The sequence below is a fragment of the Candidatus Borrarchaeum sp. genome, assembly GCF_019058535.1.
Taxonomy (GTDB): domain Archaea; phylum Asgardarchaeota; class Sifarchaeia; order Borrarchaeales; family Borrarchaeaceae; genus Borrarchaeum; species Borrarchaeum weybense.
The window spans coordinates 1-6,768 of record NZ_JAHPYX010000099.1 but is presented as its reverse complement, the minus strand read 5'-3'; the positions used below and the strand labels follow the sequence as shown (position 1 = coordinate 6,768).

The following is a 6,768-nucleotide window of genomic DNA, read 5'->3' as shown; positions in this document are numbered from 1 at the left end:
GCCGTACCTACGGGGCGTAGGGATGTTAAGCCTGTGGAGATAAGACCTCCGTAACCCGTAAGGGGATCGAGTCCGTCGTTGAAGCAGGAAGCCTCGATGCTTTAGCACGAGGTAGCTCACAGGTTATAAGGGTAGAATTGCTGCCTTAAATTAGAAAATAAATTTAACTTAATCGGCGGGAAGCCTCATCCGAAAGGATGGGGTAGTTCACGCATATAAGAAAATCAAGATAGCTGGATGGTCTTAAATATGACTGGATTTGAGTATAACCGACTTCTTAGTAAAAAAAGATGTCCGCATCTATTTTGGTCTAATCTTAGAAGCGACATGTCCCATTTTCTTGAAACTTTCGATCTGTTCGAATAACTTTCCAGCAGTAGATTCAATGCCATGTGGACTTAATTCTTCTTTTAACTCATTAATTGTATATCCTGCATCTTTGGAACTGCCAATGATTTCGAGAATTTTTTTATTTTCTTCTGAAAAATGATCTACTTTTTCTTGTAGCTCTGCCCACGGTTTTTTGAGCACATAAACACGTGTAAATGTTTCTGCCGAAATTTCTTCTGCCGTTTCTACTATTTCAGATATGTGCCCCATCTTCTTAAAAGACTCAAGCTGTTCGAAGGTTTTTCCAACGGACGCTTCAATTCCTTGTGCTTTCAATTTGTCGACAATTTCTGGTGCCATCATTCCTGCAGTAGCAGAATTATCAAGGAGTTCAAGAACATTCTTGTTTTCTTCTGAAAAGTGTTCTACGCGTGGTTTCAACTCTGCCCATGGTTTTTTCAACATATATCGTTTATAAAATGCAGGTGAGAGTTCGGTTTCTTCTATTTTGTAGGCTTCACCTTCAATGATCGCAGTTTTGTGATCCTTTGAGATTTTGATGGCTTCATCCTTTGGAAAAACGTTCTCTCTTCGTACATTTCCATCAGTATCAAGATACAGAAGTAGTATATGAGTGCCGTGGTCAAGTGTTTTCGTAACTAACCCCATGGATTGGGATGCACGTTCAATATCTTTTTCAGTAATTTCAAGAGCTTCTCTAGCACCACAATTCGGGCATGTTACTTGAATTATCTTAGAGGACAGCATAATTATCAACCACAGAGATTATATAATCAATTCAGACGGGAAAACGTGAGGATTATCACAATCCTTGCCCATACCAGATTTATAACTATCCTCTTTAATAAACATTACGTCCTCAAATATTTTGTGATGATTAAAGAAGTACGTGTTTTTTAACTTATTCGGCTGGAAGAAAGGGATTTTAAAGAATAAGGGATTCTCGAAATAAAGACGATCGAAAAGAGAAGTTATTTCAGGATGCGACTTTTAAGGTCGAAACGTTTTTTTACAAGGATGACATTAGAATCTTGAGGAACACGCCACTTATGTGATCTCTCAGAAAAGGAATCTCTAATTAATTACAGCCAATATGTCTACTCAAAGATTAAAATGTTCTTTAAAAAGGATGAAGGATATGATTCATCTCATTTTAGCAACGTTTGAGTCTGGGCTCGGCTCAGTATTGTATGATGACAAGGTTATTTCGGCGAAAAACTCACACTCAAACTTAGAAGAAGGATATGATAGTTCAGAATATTATCCTCGTTTTATTCGAGCACTCTATGATTTTGCGAAAGAATTATCGAAGGAAACGCTAAGAGTTCATAAAGTGGATATTGGTGATTACTATCTTTTACTTTTTGATACAGGTGAAGTGTTATGGGGCTTTTTTTGTGATTTTTGGGATAATATGCCCTATACTGAAGAAAAGATTATGAAAATTATCAAGCTTTTGGATTCTACCGTAAGAAAGGCAGATAGAACGCAACCGCAATTTAAAATTGAAAATTCATTGCATCAAAAATTAGATCAAATATTGACTACTCAGGTGTTTCCAAAAGACAAATTGGAAGAAATCAATGAGATTATTGAAAAATTGGACAATACTGCTCCACCGCAGATTACAATAACTTCTGTTTACCTTTTTGATATTGATGGCGGAATTGTAAAGGCATGGGAGCCTGTTAAGGATTATGGAGGTAAAATTCGTCGAACTCTCTACAAGCTAGTATGTGAAATGCCCTTTCATTTCCAAAGTAGATTAGAACTAAATGTTGATCTAGGTTCAAATGAAAATGAAGGCTGGAAAATTATACGCTTAGGAGACACAGAATTTGCCATGTGTTTTCGTGTAATGTACGCGACAGAACACAGGGGTCTGCTGAATGTCATAACAAAATCTACATGTGAAAAGGTCTTGGAAATCATTGAAAACGACATCCAAAATGTCAAAACAAAAGCATCCCATTATTCGTATGAAATTCGAGCAAAAGACTTTTTCGATTTTTAATTGACAGACAGTATACTCTTTAAAAAACAATAAAGGGTCATAAAGATCTGATATAAACGAAGATGAAGGAGTATACATAAAGTCAAAGTTTCATAAAGAAAAGTGGTGAAAGAAAAATGAAAATTCTTGAGGTTAATATTCCTTTTGACGAATTACCAGAAGAAATTCAGAAAAAATGCCGTGATAGTATCAAAAAAGAAATTAAAACAACTTTTACGAAAGATGACGACGGATGGATGATTCATTGCGAATTTCTAGGAGAACCTGTACAGCACAAGAATGTTCATGATTCAGAATTGCAAGAAAATGAAATTATTGAACAGTTTTATGCTAAGGACATTGAACCTGAACTCATTGATTTGCTGCTTTCAGGTCAACACTTGTTTCCACTGGATATAGTGATTCGAATAACCCAGAAGCAGTGAAGGTTGATTTTTTCTTTTTTCATTTGGGGATTTAGGTTCAACAGAACCCGAAATCAAGATTTAAGATGTTGTTTTTTGAATGTAGAAATCCTCTTCAGTAAAGAATTTAAGTAAAACAATAAATTGTCAGACAATCGTTCTCATATAGCACTTGGAAGTGGATTATTGAGTTTTGTGGAGCTCCAAGTTCAAATTGCAGATCAGTATAAACTAGTTGATGAACATAGAAAGAAGAGAGACCAATATAATCAAAAAACACGTGAATTGATGAGAGAATCTAAACAACTTCGTGAAGATCGTGTGAAATTTATTGAACAGGCAAAGAACGAACAAAAAAAACGCGATGAGATGAACAGTAAAGTCCGTGAATATAAAGAACAGCGGAAGGCGCTAAGTGAAGAAATAAAAAAGGCACGAGAAAGATTGAATGAATTAAAACAGGGAAGAAATGAACTCGAGGATAATAGCCCTTCAAAGATTCCTACAAAAAGATTGATGAGAGAACTAAAAGATTCAGAATGGATAATTCAAACGACGGTAATGAGTTTAGATAAAGAAAGAGAATTGGTTAAGAAGATAGCAAAATTGGAAGCGCAATTAGAAGAAAAAACGACCTCTCAAAATAAAATAAATGAGTTTCAATCAAAAATAATTGAAGAGGCTGCTTCCCTTGAAGCAATAAAAGCAAAACTGGAACATTCTCATCAAAAAGTTATAGATTATGCTAAAAAAGCACAAGAACATCACGATCAAATGGAAAAACTGTTCTCAAAAGCTAAGGAATTTGAAAAAAGAGCAGATGAATTGTATAAGCAATTTCTTGAAGTTAAGAAACTAGCCGATGACGAGCATCAAAAAGCCGTAAAGATTTATGAAAAAATTGACATATTAAAAAAAGCAATTAATGATTTGAAGAAAACGGAAGAGGAAGAAAAGCAAAGACGCATAGATGTAAAGCTAGAGGAAAAAGAGAAAGTAGCAGTTCAGAAACTCAAGGAAAAGAGAAAAAAGTTGACAATGGAAGAATTTAGGATTCTTGTGGAAAAAGGACTCATTTGATCTTTTCATTTTAACTGAGGTTTTTGTAGAATTAACTATTGGATGGGGACTTTTGTGGATGATCTTTTAGAAAAAGTATTGAATAAGGTAAATTTTCCTGAAATTGATTTCATGGATATTCGAGTTTTTCAAAAAAAAGCAACAACTGTCCGTGTTGAAACAGGGCGCATATCAAAATTAATAAATTCGTCATACGGAGGCGCTGGTGTGCGTGTGTTCTCTTCTGATGGCTGTTGGAGTCATGCTTCCACCAACTCAGTTAGTGAAGAATCATTGTTGAAAACATTAAATGTAGCTTATAAAGCCGCAAAGAGTCTTACTAATAAAACTTCAAATGAACAAATCAAATTACCTTCAATTCAACCTGTTAAAAAGAAAACAGTGATTAAAGCTAAAATACATCCAAACGATGTATCTCTTGAAGAAAAAGCGAAAAGAGTCTTCGAATATGAAAAAATCGCTAGGACAGTCGATCCCCGAATAGTAAATACACATTTCAACTATCAAGATTCAATTATCCAAGAATTTGTTGTCAATTCCCTTGGAAGCAATGTTAGTAGCACTTGGATTTATACACAACTGAGAGGAAGAGTTACAGCCAAAGAAATGGGCGTACGCGAAACAGGCTTCTCTACGGTTGGAAAAACACAAGGTTTTGAAGTTATTGAACAAATTGACGCTGAAGAGTTCAGTATAAACGCTGCTAGAAAAGCATTATCGAAACTCACTGCAAAAACGCCTACAGCAGGCAAATTTAACGTCATTCTAGATCCCCGTCTTACTGGATTATTCGCGCATGAAGCATTTGGACATTCCGCAGAAGCCGATTTAGTAGTTGAGGGCGCTTCTATCCTTGAAGGCAAGCTTGGTAAACAAATTGCATCACCAAATGTGACAATTATTGATGATCCTACGATACCTGGAAGCTTCGGTTTTTTCCAGACTGATAGTGAAGGAGTTATTGCAAGACAAAAGGTTTTGGTGGACCGAGGAGTATTACAGGAATATCTACATACGCTAGAAACTGCATCAAAATTGAATTTGCCACCCAACGGGAGTGCGAGAGCAAGCTCACATCATGTGATGCCTCTAGCACGAATGGCTAGTATCTATATTCAACCTAAAGATTATGCATTTGAAGAATTGATTGAAGGGGTAACAAGTGGCATTTACATGAAAGGCGCTGAATTTGGACACGTGGATCCTGCAACTGGCGAATTCCTATTTAAAGCAGAACAAGGTTGGAACATAGAGAATGGAGAGATAAAAGATCAATTAAGAGACGTTGCTTTATCAGGGTCAACTTTAGAAATACTAAAGAACATAGAAGCGGTTGGAAAAGATTTAGTACTTCTAGGACCTGGTCACTGCGGAAAGAGGGGTCAATTAGTTCCAGTAGATGATGGAGGGCCACATATTCGCGTAAAAGACGTTATTGTAGGAGGACTACAATAATATTATCATGTCCCTTCTCATTAACAACTAAAGAAATCAACTCTTATATAAAATAAATTAAGTATTATTTGAAGGCTGGATTATGGCATTAAAAATACTAGAATATCCAGAAAAATTGTCAGATTTTTTCGTTAAAGCAATAATCATTGGATTTATATACGCAATTTGTATCTATGGTTTCCGATTCGTGTTTCAGTTCCTACAGGTCAGGCCTATACCTGGTAATCCTTTACTAGGCTTTGTTCTTGAAGTTATAGCTGGAGTAATTCTTGCCTTAGTTCTTGGCTTTGTTTCAATTAGATGTACCTTTCCGTTTGTTACACGATCCATTTTTGTCTTTTCGATTTTATTCATTATAGGCTACGCAAATAATTTTGTGGAACTCCTCTTCTATTCGACAACACCAATCTATGTATTCTATTATGACTTTGCATTCACGATAGCAACGCACATAGTAACGGCTGCGGTTATTGCTCTTCTCTTTCCACCACTGAACGATACAGATTCTGCGATAACTCAACTAAAGAATTTCTTCTCTGGACACTCAACGACTTGGTGGATTTTCCGAGTGTTGATAGCTGGTGCATTATATTTCCCAATTTATTTTGCTTTTGGTTTGGTAGTCAGCCCGATAGTAGTACCCTACTATACTGACCCAGCCCTAGGACTTGAGCTTACAATTCCCGGCTTTGAGGTAATGATTCCCTTAGGAATTGCAAGAGGAATAATCTACGTTCTTGTCCTCATCTTACCCATGGCAATGGCTAAGCTTGAGAAATGGAAATTAGTCCTCTATTTAACTGCAATTCTAGCAGGTGTAGGCGCTATAGCCGGTTTTATTCCTCTCCAACTATGGCCAATAGCTCTTCGTGTGACACATGGCTTAGAAATAACTGCAGATTCTTTCTTTCATAGCCTCGTGATCGTTAAAGTATTAGACAAGTTCTCAAAAGAGCAGATCTAAATGCCTGTTCAAGTTTAAATGCGCAATTTTGATCAAAAAAAAGCATTTTATCAATTCGTATTAATCAAACTCCATAATTTGAATTGCATTAAAGCATCATTTTACGCAATTCCTAGTAATTGATGTTTCGGGAGTCTGGAAAAGCATTTCAGATTTACCGCATTTTGCTAAGGTCTACAGATCGATCGATAGAATTTAGAAACTAACTTTCATAAGTCTCCCTGAGTCTCAGAAGAGCCTTCGTTATGACATGACTTGTGCGTGAGATTTGAAGAGTGAAGAGTTCTACCATTTGTCGAAATGAACGATCTCATTTAATGGCTTCTTAGCTGGTTGACTTGGATTTTCATCAGGTATTCCAAACGCAACCGCACCTACTATCCTAGAATCTGCTGGAAGGTTTAGCGTGTCTTTGAGTTTTCTTTCATCGAAAGCGCCCATCCAACATGACCCCACTCCTTGAACCCAAGCTGCAACCACCATGTTTTGAAGGGCTATCG

General features: G+C 36.4%; 7 protein-coding genes. 5 read left to right on the top strand and 2 right to left on the bottom strand.

Features of this window, described 5'->3' with window-relative positions; genetic code table 11:
* Positions 1–300 precede the first annotated feature (300 nt).
* Positions 301–1,098, bottom strand: coding sequence for a hypothetical protein (locus QVB70_RS05545; protein ID WP_287584205.1), 798 nt, complete (start codon positions 1,096–1,098; stop codon positions 301–303).
* Between the two features lie 391 nt (positions 1,099–1,489).
* Between QVB70_RS05545 and QVB70_RS05540 the strand changes: the two genes are divergently transcribed.
* From QVB70_RS05540 to QVB70_RS05520, 5 genes are all read left to right on the top strand, one after another.
* Entirely contained in the window at positions 1,490–2,365 is an 876-nt protein-coding gene (locus QVB70_RS05540) for a hypothetical protein (RefSeq protein ID WP_287584203.1), read from the top strand.
* A 116-nt stretch (positions 2,366–2,481) separates the two neighbouring features.
* Positions 2,482–2,790: a hypothetical protein gene (locus tag QVB70_RS05535; protein WP_287584201.1), complete on the top strand. Its 309-nt coding sequence runs from the start codon at positions 2,482–2,484 to the stop codon at positions 2,788–2,790.
* Positions 2,791–2,955: 165 nt separating this feature from the next.
* Positions 2,956–3,849: a hypothetical protein gene (locus QVB70_RS05530; protein WP_287584199.1), complete on the top strand. Its 894-nt coding sequence runs from the start codon at positions 2,956–2,958 to the stop codon at positions 3,847–3,849.
* Positions 3,850–3,903: 54 nt separating this feature from the next.
* Positions 3,904–5,304 carry a TldD/PmbA family protein gene (locus QVB70_RS05525; protein ID WP_287584197.1) on the top strand — a complete coding sequence of 467 codons (1,401 nt, stop codon included), beginning with the start codon at positions 3,904–3,906 and terminating at the stop codon, positions 5,302–5,304.
* Positions 5,305–5,386: 82 nt separating this feature from the next.
* Positions 5,387–6,268, top strand: coding sequence for a hypothetical protein (locus tag QVB70_RS05520; protein WP_287584196.1), 882 nt, complete (start codon positions 5,387–5,389; stop codon positions 6,266–6,268).
* A gap of 285 nt (positions 6,269–6,553) precedes the next feature.
* On the opposite strand, the gene QVB70_RS05515 is transcribed toward QVB70_RS05520, so the two are convergent.
* Positions 6,554–6,768 (bottom strand): nitroreductase family protein (locus QVB70_RS05515; RefSeq protein WP_287584193.1); only part of this gene is annotated, 215 nt, incomplete at its 5' end.